Genomic DNA, 15,698 nt, shown 5'->3' on the forward strand with positions numbered 1-15,698 from the left:
GCCAAAATTAGTTGACCACTACAGTATAACGAATAATTGCTAAAGCTTCACAAGCGGCTGCAACTGAATTAAAAGAATAATCTCGTTCTTCCCATAATTTTATAATCTGCTTTAAAGGCAACTTAATGAGTTGCGATCGGCTATGTTTTTTTCTATCAAATGGATTATCAACTTTAATCGCTTCTTGACTTGCACAGTGATCAGCCCGAACGAATGCATCACTTTTTACTTTATTTTCAAATTCAGTAATATAGTCATGATTTAAATAACTTTCCCAGCCTTGATAGCTATCAACATTTCCATCATTTATATCCTTAAGAGCAAGCACCTCTGCCGCAGCTTCTTTTGTTCCACATAGCTCATACCTATGCAGCCAAACCTCTGAGATTTCATCAAGACTAAGTTCATTTACATCTTCTGGATCATAAACATATAGATGAAGTGGTACCTCATCACTTGGGCTATTTAAGTCAGGCTCTTTTTGCTGAAGCTCATCTAACTCATAAGAAAATGTTTGGGACGATATGAGCGAAGCATCACGGTCTATTTCGAGTGAACTACTCAGATATGAATCAGAGCTCTCCTTAGTTAGAAGATACCGCTCTACATTAAACTTAGGGCCGTAGCTTTTCTTTTCGAGCTTTCTACTAGCTAACTTTCTCTTACTTGTTTTCTTACTTATTTCATAGTTGCTTTTCGCGTCATCAAAATTTAATGAGCCTATAAAGTCACTTAAATCTTCTTTGCTTGATTTATTTGCATACTTCTCTCGAAACACTTCTTTCTCAGCTTTACTCAACTTCATCCGGTGTTTTGAAAAAAGCTGAAAAGCGTCATCTACTCTATTTCCTTTTGAATAAAGCGTTAAAATTTCTTGCTTAACCTTTAAAGAATAATCATCCATAATTTGCCTTCAATTTAATCTAAACAATTCTATTTTAATTAAAATTTAGCATGACCAAAAGCTTATTCCTTAGATCACATTTACCACTATGGTGAAACAAAAACCTTCAACTCAACATCATTATCATGAGCTGTTGCCAACCAACTATTAAATAACTGAAAAGCTTGTAAGGTTTCGCCATTAGCCTCTGGACCTAACTTTAATTGCCGCTCAAAATGTTTGGCTGAAAAGCCATTGGCAACAACAATCCAAATTTCTTTTTTTACTGCTGTTGAGCGTCTTCTTGCAGCAACTGTGCCCCATAACTCATTTAATTTTTCTAACCTTTCCTGCTCATTTTGAGCACTAAACTTTTCACCTTGAAAAACTCTAATTCTTTCAACAATATTTTGTGCGGCATCAGAATCTGGCCAAGCTGTATGAAGCCTATTCCAATTAAAAGGCTTCAGTTCAATATCTCCACTAATAAGCATGTCAATGTTTTTTATGGCTTGGGAGCCAACCTCTGCTAGTGCACCAGCCGACGATTTTGGCATTTTTGTAGCTTTGCCACATTTAACGTGAACAAAAGCCAATTTATTTTTTGACGAAACTATGAAGTCAGCAGGCTCAGTTCCCATATCCGTGTTAATTAACAAATCAGCTTCGGGTATATAAGGAGCAAATGGACCTAATTCGTTTTTAGTTGGGTTATCAAACCCGTTAGCTTTTAATTGATCCACTAAATAAAAAACAGAATGCGGACTAAAGCCATCATCCACTATTTGATGAAAACCCTTTTTATCCTTTTTCTCTTTTTGCCATCCCTTCTCATCTAAATCTTCACCAATAAGTGGTTTAAGCCCAATAACAACATTGGCAAGATTTGAAGCACCTAGTACGAAACTATCAGCCAGAGGAAGTGTTAATTGATAGAACTTACCGTTTGAAAAGCTTATCCCGTTAGCCAAAAGAGCTTTATGTAAGTGCTCGTTGAGAAAGTCAGTTATGTCTTGGTGTTCCCCACCTTCAAGTGAATATAGTATTTCCACTTCTGGTGTAATTTCTAGATAAGGTTCTTCTTTATTAAAGTTGACTAAGATTTTACTTTCCTCAACACCATCAACAAGTAAAGCACCGTTATCATAAATTAAATACAAAAACGAATTATCGAGTTTATATTTTTCCTCAGCTATAAAAATACTAATCGGAGACTCATACTCTGTTAAATCAAAAATCAAACTGTGAGCTTCAAAGTTTTCATCAACAGATATTGGCTTTGCATATGAATGTATTAAGGCGTTCTTTATATTAATATTTGCAGATATGACGCTATCAATATCTGTAAGCCAATCATTAAGATCACCCAAAGTAAACGATGACTCTTTTTGATCTGAGATTCGCCCAGAATCTGCGCCTACATAATAACTACCTTTCTTTTTATTGGATTGGTCATAGGTATCACAACGCATCGTGGCTAACCGATATGAAGCATTAGCTTGCATGTCAGCCATTTGCTCTAAGTTACGTCCTTTTACCGCGATGCTTTCAGGACGCTTTCTAGCAGAACTAATCGATTTACTACTCGCTTCTTTCGTTGAGGCTGATTCACCTAATGACATTACCTTAAGCAGTTTATCTAGAGATACCGCAGAGCCGAGTTTTATATCTTTCTCACCATTAAATCTGCGACCTCGGCTATCATAAATTGCAACAACGTTGTTCGAGAGCTGTTTATACAATGTTATTTCAAGTGAAGGCTCAAAGAAAAACTGGTCTGTTAAAAACCGAGACTTATTGAATGCGATTGATATAACACCATGAATACCAGTTTCTGTAGCAAATATTCTCGCGAGTTCACCAGCATTATTACATCGCCAATATAGATGATCAGATAAAAGCTGAACGCTGAATCCCTGTGATTGGTTCAAAAAACAAATTGATGCTGTTGGGATATTAAGAGAACTTTCCGGCTCGAAGGTATTAAGGTCAAACTTACTTACAAAGCGGTTCCCGTAATAACTCACATCAGGGAACGCTTCTAGGTAACGCTCAATCAACTTATTACTGTCTAGTGATGCTATGAATTTTTTTACTGAATCAGCACTATCTAGTGAACGATCAAATTTTCTGTAGTTTTGCCACATTTGGCTATTTGCATCGCTTTCAATTTCCAAAATTTTAGGTTCAATAGCACCATATAAACGAACTACTCTTCCGATTGTTTGAACTAGTTCCCGACCACTATTGACTGCATAGGCCAAAACCAATAACTTCGCCTCCGGAATATCGACCCCTTCATCCAGTTTCCTCTGGTGAATAATGACTTGGTAATCAGAACCTTTAAGGTTCGCTGGTACAGAAACTTTTACATTATCTCGTTCATCTTTAGTAAATTGCTCGTGTATAGCTAACACCGAAAAGTCATCGTTTAACAAATAGTAAAAGCGATTAATATCTTCAAACTTTTCACACTTGATAATGCACTTTGTGCCCTCATTAGCCTCTAAGAACTGTGTGATTTTACCGCTTAATTCAGCTAAAAAGATTTGTTCAAAAGTTGGCTCTTTCAAAACACCGTCTGCAAGCGCTCTTTTAAAGGTATAAATATAACTAGCGTCTTCGGTAACATCGAATTGATACAAATCATTCCTGTACGGAGTAGCTGTAATAACAACTTTATGAGCGTCAATACCACGCACCAATGTACTCCATACTGGAGAGGGTTCAGCATGACCCTCATCAATAATAATAAGGTCGATATCTTGCTTTAATCGCTCAAGTTGATTGCTATCAAAGGTTTGCAATTTTTGGAATGTAGAAACGTAAACACCATTTTTAGATGTATCGTTCACATCGCTGTAAACAGTCTTACGTTTTATAACCTCGCCTTCAACACGGTCACTAAAGAACTTGCCATCTATTTCTTTAAAGAGTTGGTCGCAAACGGCACGTCGGTGACATAAAACCAACACCCGTTTTTGGGTCGCTTTGTGAGATACAATACTTATTACACCAGACTTACCCGCACCTGTTGGCAAGCTAATCAGACAAGAGTTCGCATTTTCATTTACCGGCTTTTTTATGTAACTAAGCGCCGTTTGAATACTTTCTTTCTGGCAGTGTCTAAGACTTTGCCACAAATCTTGATTAACAGTGAAACCACTAACTTTCATTTAAACACCCTTGTTATTATTTTTATATTCCAATTATTTAGATTCTTAGTGATGAACACCTTTTTTGATTAATCAAGCTTTGCTCCAACATCATACATCACGATTAAAAACATTTACTTTCATCAAATGAAAAAGCCAACGATAGTCAAATCTTGACTTCAGGTATCAAAATTTTTGACTGACTGGTTCTCGCTCTTTGCGAGGTTCGGCGCGGTGCCAATTGCGGACTTGGTAACGGGCGCGTTTTTGATGGAGATTGTTAGGTACTTTATTTATCATCTTCTTTAATACCTTTTATCCAAGACTTAGGCATGAACGCAATGGCGATGAACAATAAAACGCCGCCTATTTTTCCAAAAACTTCAATAGCTAACAACATCGCAAAAATTAACCCAGCAATCACTGCACAATATACAATCAGAATCCTCACTGCTGTATGTTCAAAAATTCCTCTCCAAAAACCATGTTTAGCTATCGATGTAGAAAGAAAAAGAAAAAATAATACAAGCAAAGTTAAGCCAATCAATCCCCCTGTAAAATCACAGACAGCGCTCTGACAAATGCCACCGCGTGTTTGTGCATTTACAGTTATTGGTATGAGCGCCCAAAAAATTAGAGGTAAACAACGGTTTGATTTCATAGCACCACCTAATAATTAAATAGCGCGTTCATCGCGCATATTTCTGGGGACTTAACGCTCATTTATTTACTTTATATAGTTTTAACAAATTACCTAAGGTATTACTATCACTTAGCTTTCTAAAAAAGTAAAATAGAACAATCTGCGCGCGTCGCTCATATTCATGAATATATGCGCAAAGAGCAGTTTAACCAATAAACTAGGGATGATATTAAGCAAATATCAATGTCCGGTTATCGCTCTAATCCGACTATCAGCTGGATAACAGAAGTGCTATTATTAAATATAACTTTTCTTGGCTTTGAGGTATGTATGCCTAGTGATATTCAACCTAGTGCTAATCATAAATTTGTAGATATACTCAGCAATGGAAAAGTTAATTTAAGCTCAAACCCTTTAGATGAAATTGAATTAATTCAGCGTGGTTTAGATATAAAGAGTGTTGAGGAGTTTAGGCTTCAGTTAGGTTGGGATATTCAATCCTTTGCTAAAGCAATTGGTACAAATATTAGAACTTTGGAACGTCATAAAAAAGAGTACACACGTTTAAATGCAACTTTGAGTGAAAATACCTTTGAGTTAGCTCATCTAGCATCAGCTTGTATTGATTACTTTGAAAATATTGAACGATGGAATAAATGGCTAAATACGTACTCCTTACAATTTAGCTCTAAAACACCTTTAACATTTGTAAATACAATTGCTGGTAGAAGGTTAATTAAGAACGTTATAAATAGCCTTAAATACGGTTATAACGCTTAAAAACATCCCAGCTTTTGCTGGGGTCTCTCTATTTAGCCTCTGCCTTTTCGGCAGTTAAAAGTCACAATTTGTGGTTATTCACTTCCCGGCCTAACTTCAGCTGCCTACTCGGCAGTTCACATCCATCTTTCGTTAAACCTGGTTGACCTTCAATTTCCAGCTGCCTACTCGGCAGTTCACGTGTAAAGCATCCCTATGATCCAGTCCTCTTCATTTCCAGCTGCCTACTCGGCAGTTCACTATTAAAAATAGTTTAAATTTCTATAAATACCAAACTGTTAAACGCATTTAAATTATTTACCCTTATTTTTAACCAACCTTATAACCAGTTGAAAATTAAAAGAGTGTTTTATAACTATTAAAAAAGGGTATTCAAAGAGGGAACTGTGCCTTGAAATGTTTGATTTGTAGCAAAGCCATAATTATTAAATTGATTTCCTACCGCATTAGCATTTTCAATTCTTTGTATATGAAGTATAAAATTTTCCCCGTTGCCTTTGCTTGATACGGGTATTGAATGAAAATGGCCTATGTCTTTTGCCTCAAATTGATATTCTGGATTGTAGACTTCGCCTCTGGCTTCAGCTCGTTTTTTAGCGCGTTTTAACCGCCTTTGCTTTTCGCCAACAAAAGCTTTGGCTACTGATTGATTGCGAATAAACATAACCTCATTTTGCTCTGTTGGTACTTCGAGTATTTTTGATAAGCCAAATAACTTATCATGAGCCATCATCTCAAAATAGCTTTGCTGAGATAGGTTGTTTAATTGCTTTTTATCTATTGATACAAACGCTATTTGATCACCTACCGTTTGCTCATTCCACTTAGGAAAGCACACACCAATATTACTTATTCCGCGTGAACTCATGAACCCGTGTAAAATGCCGATACACCTCCCAGCCAGCAGGCTTACATCACAATTTTTAGGTAGATAAGTAATGGTAAAGTAATAGCGCTTCAAGCTTTACTCCTTTGGAACAAGCCACCTTTGATCAACACTGACGCAATAAAGTGAACTGCGTTTGATTGTTCACTTTGATCTAAACCATGCTTTTCCATGTGTTTAATATGCAAAGCAATGCGCGGGAGTAATGAATAAAAGTCTGAATGGGTCTTAGGTGTTCTGTGTGCAACTAATATTTGCTTATCTGCGCCATATTCATGGGTGCGCAAAGGTTTGTAACCTCCCTCATACCAATCATCGATAGTTTGAATAGCGGCCCCTACTTTTTGCGAGTTTAAACTTGCTGCTTTTTTATCGCCTACTTGAGTATATGCAAGTTGTTTAGATGACATGCCCTGTTCAACAGTATCTACAAACTTTTGACTTGGGTGAACCTCTTGGCTAAATGCATTTTTAATTTTTGCGGTTATATCTAAATAACAATAATTTTGAGGGTTACTAAGCCCTTCTTGAATAGCTTCTGACAACGTTAATAATGCCGTTTGATTATTCTGCCAATTGTCTTGCCATTTTAGTTTTTGTGCACCTTCAACAATAATTGGGTCTGCATGTTCTGTGAGGATTTCAATATCAACGTTCGGTGATTGACGGTTGCGCCAAAGCCAATTGCCCATCAGTATATTTTTAGCGTAACGGGTAGCAACTTCATTAAGGCCATTGTGCTTTTTATAGGTTTCAAAAAAACGTTTTAACCAATAAATAACTTTAGGATCATCACAAACATGTGGCTCATTGCTATTAGCCTCAACCCTGAGTGAAAAACGGCAAAGTAGCTCATTTACTGTTGGAGGCACATAGCACACATCAATTGTTTGAGGGTTCCCAAAAGCGAGATCTTGTGGCGCTAAGTTTTTAGCCACATTTTGCTTTTGATACGCATCGCCAAACCCTGACTTTTGCCCAACTAATTTATTTTGCTCTATTTGTAGCGGTTCAAAGTCAGACTCTGGTGTTTTATAAAAAAACACCGCTTTACTGGGTGAGAGAGAACGCGTGTAACTTAAGTGCCGAGGTAATTGCATTATTCATACTCAAACTTAGACTTTTTCATAAGCATAGACTCTTTTTGAACATCCATAACCCAAAATGCGTCATGAAAGAACTGCTTAGCGCCTGCGTACTTTACTGATGTATTGCTAACACACTCTAACAACCCGATTACGGGCTCAGCATAACAATGGTATTCATGTAGGGCTGTATCTCGCTTTACGGGTTCTTCAAGCGCAGCAAAACCAATTGCAGCGGGTCTTAAATTAAAGTTACCGTTAAGGGCATCAATCAATTGTTCAAAACTTTTAACTACTTTTTTCGAAGGGTATAACCAACTGCCATTTGACGATTTTGCCTTTATATTTTTAAACAGCTCACTTGGTTTAGTATGTAAATGGCACCAATCTATATTTTGATATAACGAAGGTGGATGCATAGTCCCGCCCTCAAACATAGATGGTAGTGCGGGCTTTATAAGCTGACTATTCAACTTATCTAAAAGCTCAATATTTGGTACAAAAAGCCTAAATACTAAATCGAGTGTTATATCGCATTTAGGCTTATCGATAATACCGGAACTTATCACATGAGTATGGCCAGCAACTTGTTTTAACTTACTTGGCTCGGGTAATGGTTTACCTGTATGTAGCTGATAGTTTTCAATGTAAATGGCACTACCAATACACTTAATTGAAGGGTCTATAAAATTTTTTAGCTTACGCTCAAAGTTATGAGCAAGCCCATTTAAAGCAGTAAGTGACGGCATGCCTTGAATATATGGGTTAGCCATTGCCTCGGCATCAAACACTCGCATATCTTGGCAATGTACATACACTATTTGCTCATCATTTAATGTTTCCTCTTCCGTTGCACAGTGAGTAAACACATAGTTTAACTGCGTTTTGAACAGCCCCATTAAATTAGGGTGATACGCAAAGCGTTTGAGCTTACTTAAATTACTAAGGCTCTCATTTAATACGTTACTAAATTGGCTAATGCAGTTAGTAATACTCTGATCTAAGTAATGCTTTGCCCACTCAGGGTAAGCTTGCCCTTGAGCGTTATTTTTAGCTTCCAGAATGTTATCAAGCCATAACTGCAAGCTAATACGTACTTGCCTAATAGCCGCGACTCCCGCTAATCGCTTTTGCCTTAACGTATTAAACTGCTTAATACCCACTAACACCAAAAGCGCCTGTTGAAATTGACTGCTTAATAGCGCACGAACTTTAAATGCTTTCTCAATATCATCATTGGCTACTTTAGGGCGGTTAATAGCCTTTGAATTTGTTTTAGGAAAGTAACGCAAGGCTCTTATATTGCCACCTACTGAGCTTGCTAAATCGCCTACATTGGCTGGCCTTGAGTGCTCAATTAAACCAAAGTTTAACTTACGCTCTGTTGTTAATTGCTGAATTTTAGCTAGCATTGCATGGCTTACTACAGGCGTAATCGCAAGGTAGCTTTGCTGGAATGGCATTTGTAGTTGTGGTGAAAAAGAGCTTACTTCTAATGGGAGTTCTGCCACTGGCAACTGTTGTTTTATTTTAGCCGCGATGTCTAAAACCGCCTTTTTAGTAAACCCGTAGGCTCTTATTAAATTAATCCAAACAGGCTCTTCAGTTATTAATAACTTTGCTAAACAAGTCACTTCACCTTGCCAATTAAACGAGGTTAAAAATAACTTTGCATGATTAATTTCAGCACTGTTGTGCGACCAGCCAAAACTTAAAGGTAATGACCGGCTGCAAATACCCGCAATATCTTCACTTACAACCTCACTAATTAAACGTTGATGGCTTACGCGTATATCGGGGTATTTTAAGTTATGAGTATGAAACCATTTAACTTCGTTAATGCACTTACTCAGTAACACTTCATCGCGCAATACACTTTTAGCAGTTCTTACACTTGTTAAATCATCAATCTCACTGCGCTTATAAACTAGGTTAATGAACACAGTCAGCGCTTGTTCTTCAAAGCCATCTACCGCAACATGAGGCGTGTATGGGGCAAACAACTTTCTAAGTGCTGTGGTTTTTTCTTTTAGTGATTCAATTGCAAATGCATCTTGTAAGTTCATAAGTTACCACGGCGCTATAAATTGTTTTTTTGTTTGAGTCTTTTCAGCTGCGAATGCTTGCTGTAGTTCAATTACTTGGCGTAAATAAAAAACATGGCTATCAGCTCTGAGCTGTTCGTGCTTTTTTTGTGGGTAAGCACAGTTTAAAAAGCCTTCTTGGTGAAGCCTGTAAACTTGCTCTGTGGTGGTGTTTAATAATACTGCGGTGTCAAAAGTACAAAGCAGTAAGTCAGCAATATTTGGATGTTTAGCTTTAGGATTACTATCAACTAATTCGACAAAGTAATTAATAATCTCATCAAGAACTTTGTTTTTACGGTTACTTGTTGCAGCTATTTGACCATCACGGATCACACTGCTATACACAGAGTTAAACTTAGTTTTATTAAAAGGGTTAAGTTGTTTGAGCCGCGCATTGTTTGTGAGTAAGTTTAATTCAGCTGTAAGACCATCAGGCCAAGTACTAAAATAATCAATAAAAGTACGGTTAAAGTCAGCATCACTTACATCAAGTTGCTTAACCTTCGCAAACCACGATATTAACCCCACTATTTTTTGGCTGCTACTACTTGCAAGCGCAGATGCAATTTTAAAGTCTGCATCGTTTAACTGTTCACTACTGGTTAGTTTACAACCACAATCACACTCTAAAAACGCCTCAGAAGCTCTATAATCAATTAATTCATGGCATTCACCACAATGTGTAGTTAATTGTGTTTTATGCTTATGGCACGTCTTATAGGGCTTTAAATGCCAATAAAAAGGAACGTAAGAAGATTCAAACAAGCATTCAATGCAAACAGGTATATTATCAGTGCGAAGTAGCTCAAGGGGAATAGTCAGCTCATTACGGCTTACTGCGGCAAGATTGCCAAATTTAAAGTTACTGCGCCGCCATGCAAGCGCAAGAATATTACCAGCGTTTACATCAGCTAATTGGGCTACTAACTTAAGCGCTCTTATTCTAAAGCTGCTCGCTTGCCTAGCATGATAAACATCAACTTTACTCAGCTCTAACGGCAACGCACCTTCAAGTTCATGATCTTGCTCTGCAAGCCATTGCCATAAAATATCAGCAAGCTCACTATAGCCATCGTATGAGTTATCACTTGCAAGCCTTAGTAAATAGCTTTCAAGCGCCTCATCTGGGTAAGGTTTTGTTTGAACTAAAAAATGCATCGCCAACCTAAACTAAGAAAATCTTAGTTTAGGTTTAGGCTAAATAAATTAGATAGTCAAAATAATTATCGTTAAATCATTCGTACTTCACAAAAGTACAATATCTGATACTGTAGAGAGCGTTACGGCATTTCTAAAGGATGTATTAATGGCCAGTAACATAATAAAAATTCAAATTTGATAATACAAAGCTAACTTATAAGGAGATTTTTATGGCTTGTAACTGCTGTGGCAAAGCTTTAAATAGCGGTATGGTTCAAAAGAAAGATTCATCAACCGGTCAAAAGTTTAAATCATGCCCTCATTGTTCTGACGCTAATGGTTCTGAACATATATTCCATCCATATCCGGCTTCTTTTGGAATTACTCCTGCTCGTAAAACAGCTCGCAACCCTGATGGATATCAAAGCTATTGCAGTGATTGTCGAAGATTAAAAAAGGGCATTGCTTCGAAAGCTTTTCACAATGGCCGTTTGTGTAGCACACTTTAGCTAAAGAGATTTAATGCAAGTACATAAAGATGATGCGGTAAATTGGTTATCAACACTTTCAACCGAGAGTGTTGATCTTTTAATTACTGATCCACCCTACGAATCCTTAGAAAAACATCGAAAAATAGGAACCACCACTCGCCTAAAAGTAAGTCAATCGTCAAGTAATCAATGGTTCGACATATTCCCAAATAATCGCTTTGAAGAACTACTAATTGAAATTTACAGAGTGCTTAAAAAAGGTTCTCATTTTTATCTATTCTGCGATCAAGAAACAATGTTTTATATTAAGCCAATAGCTGAAAACGTAGGTTTCAAGTTTTGGAAGCCAATAATTTGGGATAAAGTGACTATTGGAATGGGTTATCATTACAGAGCTAGACACGAATATATTCTTTTTTTCGAGAAAGGTAAGCGTAAGTTAAATGATCTAAGCGTGCCAGACATCCTCACTTGTAAAAGAGTATATAGGGGCTACCCTACTGAAAAACCAGTTAAGTTAATTGAAACGCTTATCTCTCAAAGCAGTAATGAAAATGAACTCGTCGTCGATCCTTTTTTCGGCTCAGGAGCTACTTTAGTAGCAGCCAATAACTTAAATCGACAAGCTATCGGATGTGATATTTCAGAATCTGCCCATTCACACCTAAAAGGTCGAATCACATAAGCAGTTATTGATTATGTGATTCAATAAAGTCCCAGACCCTTTTACATAATAAAGTTAGCTCTGGCGTTAATTTCCAATCATCAGATTCATTCATTAGTGAAATTGCAGTATGACAAAATTTAACTTTGTCTTTAATTGTACCTGATTTGTCAGAGTAAAAGTTCCGCTTAAGTCCTTCAGCTTTAACGACATTACGCTCTAAAACCTTACCGATACCAACATCTTTTTTTCTAAATGAGCTTTCTTTAATTTTATTAAATTTATCGATATCACAATCGGCTCTTTGGGTAAAAGTTCCCCATCTAGCTTTAGCAGTATCAATCAAAATATCAAAGGGTATAAAGTTTTCGATTTCCTTATATTCAAGTAAATAAAATGCCTCACCCAAAGCTACTCGTAAGCTTTCAACACGCTCACCTTTGCACTCAATATCTGCATCAGCAATTAGTAAGATATTTCTGTTGAGTCTTTTAGCGGGGGTTTCACTACCATCGCTTTCAAGACCGTCACTGAAATCCCAATGAGTAATATTACTGCCTTGGTACTCTGTGAAAACAAAATGAAGATTTTCATGATAACTTTTCAGCTTACTTTTCTTATCTTCATCTTCAAGCTCTTCGATGTATTTATTTAGATAGGCTCGCAAGTATAATTTATCAGTAACGCCCTCCACCCAAATTGAACAATTAGCAAGAAGTACCGACGATGCACGTACACCAAGCTCATTAAGTAACTCACCGTAATCTAATGAGGCTTGTACTTTACTCTCACCTTTTACCCTTGAAACTTGTTGAATAGAAATATCGTCACGCTCTTGAGCCAAATCTAAAAAGTGGTTTGAATGGGTAGTCATAAAAAACATATGTTCTTTATGCTTTGCAAATGTTTCAATTAATGTTCTTTGAAGTCCAGCGTGTAAAAAGTGTTCTGGCTCTTCAATAAAAAACATTGTCGGTTTTTCAGCCATAAAAACTTTATAAGTTAATAATATAATTGATTGAATACCATCGCCTAAATCATAGATAGGCCTGTCTGCATCATCACCTTCTTTGACATATACAACATCTTTATCAACCATTGGAACTAACGAAATATCCCTGCCAAAAAAGAAGTTTTCAGATAGATACTTTTCATACTCGCGGACTTTTTGCCGTTTTCCGTAAGAGCCTAGTAAGTGTTGTGTGAGATCTTTATAAAGGCTGTGACCTGTAAAAACCTCACATTCACCTTTTTTTAATTTAGGAAAGTAGTCTGAGTTTGTTCGAGCTTCAAAAATATCTTCCACAGCAACATGGCGCAATCCCCGAAGAGTTGGAATATATATATTACTCCATCCGGCAACGTTAGTACTTTCTTTGAGTTTCTCAATATCTTCATGTTCATAATATGAACTAAACACACTATCGAAGAACTTACTAAAACGCTCCTCTTCCGAATGAGAATTGTAATTTTCTGGTTTGCCAAGTTTGTATATCTTTTTACCAATGTCCGCAAGCCCTATTGGTGCTTTGATAAGTGCAGGTAGTTCTCTTTGAATTTTATTAGTATCTACATTACCAAAACTGGCTATTTGGCTAGACCATTTCCTTTGAGCAAGCCCATCTATAAAAAAAGACAACAACTCCTCCGCTATATATTCAGAAAACTCAAAAAACCACCTACTCTTCTCATCTATGAATAACTTTCTTAACTCTCTGCTTTTACCCGAATTATTTGGACCTATAAAAAAAGTTAACTGGCGCACGTCTTCTAAAAGCCAAAATTCATCTTCAATTTTACCAATATTTCTGATTGAATTCACATTTACCTCCATGTTACCTGATCCTTATAACTTATTAATTCTAATGGTATTTAATAATTCAATTTGCTCTTCTTTTTTTAACTTACCTAAAGCACAAATTAATTCCGCCAATGTATCTTCTTCACAGTAAAAGTAGGCAACTGGTACATCTAGCTCTTTAGCAATGCGTTTCATGGTTAAGAAATCAGGGGCATGTTTGCCTTTTTCGTATTGGTTCATGCGAGCACTAGCCGTGTTTGGCTCCATTCCTAATGCCATACCTAGCTGTTGCTGAGTAAGGCCTGCTGCCTTTCTTGCAGATTTTAGGCGTGAAGGTGTTGGAGTTTCCATGTGAACCTTAGCTATAAAACATATCTTGCTAAGATTCTCTTAGTATCTAACCTATAAGTGTACTAAGGATATTTTAGTTTTTAAATATAAACTTAATTAGTAATGTCTTAATGTATATATTTATGAGTTAAAAGGAATTTTATGCTTGTTTTTGCTAGTGATGCGTCTGGTAAGATTGTTTCAATAAGTAATGTCAAAAATGGTAAAGCATGTAATTGCTTCTGTATCGCATGTAATGACCCTTTAATTGCACGCAATGGCGGAAAAATAAAAGCACATTCATTTGCTCATACTACTAAAGAAGAATCTAGAACATGCTTAATGACCGCTTTGCATCGGTACGCTCAAGAATATTTTTTAACGGCTAAAACAATAAACCTCCCAGCGATTACTATTTCCCATAGAGGTTACAGCAAAACTGAACCTAGTAGAAAAGCCTTAATAAAGTCTGCAAAACTTGAATATAGCATTCATAACAAATACATAGCCGATGTGAAGTTAGAAACTGATGTCGGTGATTTATTAGTTGAAATTAAGGTAACATCGCCTTGCTCAGCAGAGAAAATTAACTTTTATCGTGAAAAGAAAATCGCTTCCTTAGAGTATGATTTATCAGTTTATATTGATTCAGATTATGCTGATTTAAATTGTGCTCTTAAGCATAATGATGATACGTCTAATTGGTTATTTGGTTGGTGTGAGGATCAATTAAGAGAAGAAATAAATCAAAAAGTTGAACTCAACCAAATAGAAATGAATAAAAAAATTCGACAACAAATTGAAGAATCAAGACAGCGATCGCTTCGTAAATTTAATAACTTAAAAAAGCGACAGCAACTAAAAATCCCCAGTCACAGCATTGAATTTAATCATAATGTCAATGGTAAAAATTACGATTTATCAGCCCAAGTAGTAAAAAGTAAAAGTATAAAGTTCGAAAAAGTGTCACTTGAAGTAGAGCATGAACATTTTTTACTTTTAAAATGCATTGCTTTCAATAAATCTAACCAAGAACGAGTGCTAAATATTGCTCTTTTATTTCAACATGATATTCCCGATATCCTCAAAAAAGAATCAGGCCAGATCATCGTAGGTCGAATAAAAAAATCAAAACATTTTAAATTCGAATGGCTTAACTTTACACCTCCACGTTCGGCTTTAGAAAGAGCAAAACTTACAGCTATTACTGAAAAAGAAAAGCAACTAGAAAAATATAAGTTTATAGAGCAGGTAACAAACTATGCTGACATTTATGCATCAGAACAAGATAGGTATTTTTCAAATGATTACCCTAAATGGAAAATATGGCTAGCTTCACAAAGCGATATGACTCACAACGAAAATTTTAATGTTAAAAATCCCAAGTATCCAGCTTTATTAAAAACAAATAATTCACACCCTCAGATTTGGATGTTTGATCGCTGGTATATATTAATATTTAGTAAGTTAGCAGAGTTTATTGACAGCTACCCAATCAATACCCCCATAGATACAAAATACATATTTGAGCTGTTAAAAAACGAATTTCCACCTTCCCATAATTACAACCTCTTTGTCGAGCAAGCAGAAAAAATGAATGTTTCATATAAATTAGAGCACTTACTAAAGCCTGAAAGCATTATAAATACTTGCTTATCATTTTTTGAGGAGACACTCGCTGTTGAAAAAATCTCTGGTGTTTTTTTTAGAAATTACAACTTGAGATTGCAAATGTCCCCTGCAATCAAATAAA

13 protein-coding genes are annotated in these 15,698 nt (G+C 36.3%); 4 read left to right on the forward strand and 9 right to left on the reverse strand.

What is annotated here, in order from left to right; genetic code table 11:
- Window positions 1-7: 7 nt before the first annotated feature.
- The 3 genes from B2R65_RS09065 to B2R65_RS09075 all read right to left on the reverse strand — a co-directional run bounded on the left by B2R65_RS09065 (window position 8) and on the right by B2R65_RS09075 (window position 4,699).
- On the reverse strand, window positions 8-904 hold the full coding sequence (locus B2R65_RS09065) for a hypothetical protein (RefSeq protein ID WP_286742087.1): 897 nt from the start codon (window positions 902-904) through the stop codon (window positions 8-10).
- 86 nt (window positions 905-990) lie between these two features.
- Window positions 991-4,059: a DEAD/DEAH box helicase gene (locus B2R65_RS09070; RefSeq protein WP_273611460.1), complete on the reverse strand. Its 3,069-nt coding sequence runs from the start codon at window positions 4,057-4,059 to the stop codon at window positions 991-993.
- A gap of 268 nt (window positions 4,060-4,327) precedes the next feature.
- Window positions 4,328-4,699, reverse strand: a complete 372-nt coding sequence (locus B2R65_RS09075; protein ID WP_273611459.1) for a hypothetical protein — start codon at window positions 4,697-4,699, stop codon at window positions 4,328-4,330.
- A gap of 225 nt (window positions 4,700-4,924) precedes the next feature.
- On the opposite strand from B2R65_RS09075, the gene B2R65_RS09080 reads away from it, so the two are divergent.
- Window positions 4,925-5,461 carry an antitoxin Xre/MbcA/ParS toxin-binding domain-containing protein gene (locus B2R65_RS09080; RefSeq protein ID WP_273611458.1) on the forward strand — a complete coding sequence of 179 codons (537 nt, stop codon included), beginning with the start codon at window positions 4,925-4,927 and terminating at the stop codon, window positions 5,459-5,461.
- A 358-nt stretch (window positions 5,462-5,819) separates the two neighbouring features.
- Here B2R65_RS09080 and cas6f read toward each other — a convergent pair whose 3' ends face one another.
- From cas6f to B2R65_RS09100, 4 genes are read right to left on the reverse strand one after another with little or no spacing between them, the layout of a single operon-like run.
- Window positions 5,820-6,422 carry a type I-F CRISPR-associated endoribonuclease Cas6/Csy4 gene (gene cas6f / locus B2R65_RS09085; RefSeq protein ID WP_273611457.1) on the reverse strand — a complete coding sequence of 201 codons (603 nt, stop codon included), beginning with the start codon at window positions 6,420-6,422 and terminating at the stop codon, window positions 5,820-5,822.
- Window positions 6,419-7,447, reverse strand: coding sequence for a type I-F CRISPR-associated protein Csy3 (gene csy3, locus B2R65_RS09090; protein ID WP_286742092.1), 1,029 nt, complete (start codon window positions 7,445-7,447; stop codon window positions 6,419-6,421). Before csy3 ends, cas6f begins: the two co-directional genes overlap by 4 nt.
- Window positions 7,447-9,498 (reverse strand): type I-F CRISPR-associated protein Csy2, encoded by a 2,052-nt coding sequence (locus B2R65_RS09095; RefSeq protein WP_286742094.1) that lies wholly within the window; start codon window positions 9,496-9,498, stop codon window positions 7,447-7,449. Before B2R65_RS09095 ends, csy3 begins: the two co-directional genes overlap by 1 nt.
- A 3-nt stretch (window positions 9,499-9,501) precedes the next feature.
- Window positions 9,502-10,677, reverse strand: a complete 1,176-nt coding sequence (locus tag B2R65_RS09100; RefSeq protein ID WP_273611455.1) for a TniQ family protein — start codon at window positions 10,675-10,677, stop codon at window positions 9,502-9,504.
- 212 nt (window positions 10,678-10,889) lie between these two features.
- Between B2R65_RS09100 and B2R65_RS09105 the strand changes: the two genes are divergently transcribed.
- Together B2R65_RS09105 and B2R65_RS09110 are read left to right on the forward strand one after the other, a co-directional pair.
- Window positions 10,890-11,168: a hypothetical protein gene (locus B2R65_RS09105; RefSeq protein ID WP_273611454.1), complete on the forward strand. Its 279-nt coding sequence runs from the start codon at window positions 10,890-10,892 to the stop codon at window positions 11,166-11,168.
- Between the two features lie 13 nt (window positions 11,169-11,181).
- On the forward strand, window positions 11,182-11,835 hold the full coding sequence (locus B2R65_RS09110) for a DNA-methyltransferase (protein WP_273611453.1): 654 nt from the start codon (window positions 11,182-11,184) through the stop codon (window positions 11,833-11,835).
- A gap of 4 nt (window positions 11,836-11,839) precedes the next feature.
- Here the strand turns inward: B2R65_RS09110 and B2R65_RS09115 are convergent, their stop codons facing one another.
- A complete protein-coding gene (locus B2R65_RS09115) occupies window positions 11,840-13,636 on the reverse strand; it encodes an AAA family ATPase (protein WP_273611452.1) in 1,797 nt (598 codons plus the stop codon).
- Window positions 13,637-13,660: 24 nt separating this feature from the next.
- Entirely contained in the window at window positions 13,661-13,966 is a 306-nt protein-coding gene (locus B2R65_RS09120) for a helix-turn-helix domain-containing protein (protein ID WP_273611451.1), read from the reverse strand.
- Between the two features lie 141 nt (window positions 13,967-14,107).
- Here B2R65_RS09120 and B2R65_RS09125 point away from each other — a divergent pair, with 141 nt between their 5' ends.
- Window positions 14,108-15,697, forward strand: coding sequence for a hypothetical protein (locus B2R65_RS09125; RefSeq protein ID WP_273611450.1), 1,590 nt, complete (start codon window positions 14,108-14,110; stop codon window positions 15,695-15,697).
- Window position 15,698: the final 1 nt, after the last annotated feature.

The sequence above is a fragment of the Pseudoalteromonas sp. UBA2102 genome (assembly GCF_002331165.1).
In the GTDB taxonomy this organism is placed as follows: domain Bacteria; phylum Pseudomonadota; class Gammaproteobacteria; order Enterobacterales; family Alteromonadaceae; genus Pseudoalteromonas; species Pseudoalteromonas atlantica.

Bases quoted from the DNA above. Each gene is read 5' to 3' on its own strand.
- B2R65_RS09105 (WP_273611454.1), top strand. From the start codon at position 10,890: ATGGCTTGTAACTGCTGTGGCAAAGCTTTAAATAGCGGTATGGTTCAA.
- B2R65_RS09100 (WP_273611455.1), bottom strand. From the start codon at position 10,677: ATGCATTTTTTAGTTCAAACAAAACCTTACCCAGATGAGGCGCTTGAA.
- B2R65_RS09080 (WP_273611458.1), top strand. From the start codon at position 4,925: ATGTCCGGTTATCGCTCTAATCCGACTATCAGCTGGATAACAGAAGTG.
- B2R65_RS09075 (WP_273611459.1), bottom strand. From the start codon at position 4,699: ATGAAATCAAACCGTTGTTTACCTCTAATTTTTTGGGCGCTCATACCA.
- B2R65_RS09095 (WP_286742094.1), bottom strand. From the start codon at position 9,498: ATGAACTTACAAGATGCATTTGCAATTGAATCACTAAAAGAAAAAACC.
- B2R65_RS09110 (WP_273611453.1), top strand. From the start codon at position 11,182: ATGCAAGTACATAAAGATGATGCGGTAAATTGGTTATCAACACTTTCA.
- B2R65_RS09070 (WP_273611460.1), bottom strand. From the start codon at position 4,059: ATGAAAGTTAGTGGTTTCACTGTTAATCAAGATTTGTGGCAAAGTCTT.
- B2R65_RS09125 (WP_273611450.1), top strand. From the start codon at position 14,108: ATGCTTGTTTTTGCTAGTGATGCGTCTGGTAAGATTGTTTCAATAAGT.
- B2R65_RS09065 (WP_286742087.1), bottom strand. From the start codon at position 904: ATGGATGATTATTCTTTAAAGGTTAAGCAAGAAATTTTAACGCTTTAT.
- B2R65_RS09120 (WP_273611451.1), bottom strand. From the start codon at position 13,966: ATGGAAACTCCAACACCTTCACGCCTAAAATCTGCAAGAAAGGCAGCA.
- csy3 (WP_286742092.1), bottom strand. From the start codon at position 7,447: ATGCAATTACCTCGGCACTTAAGTTACACGCGTTCTCTCTCACCCAGT.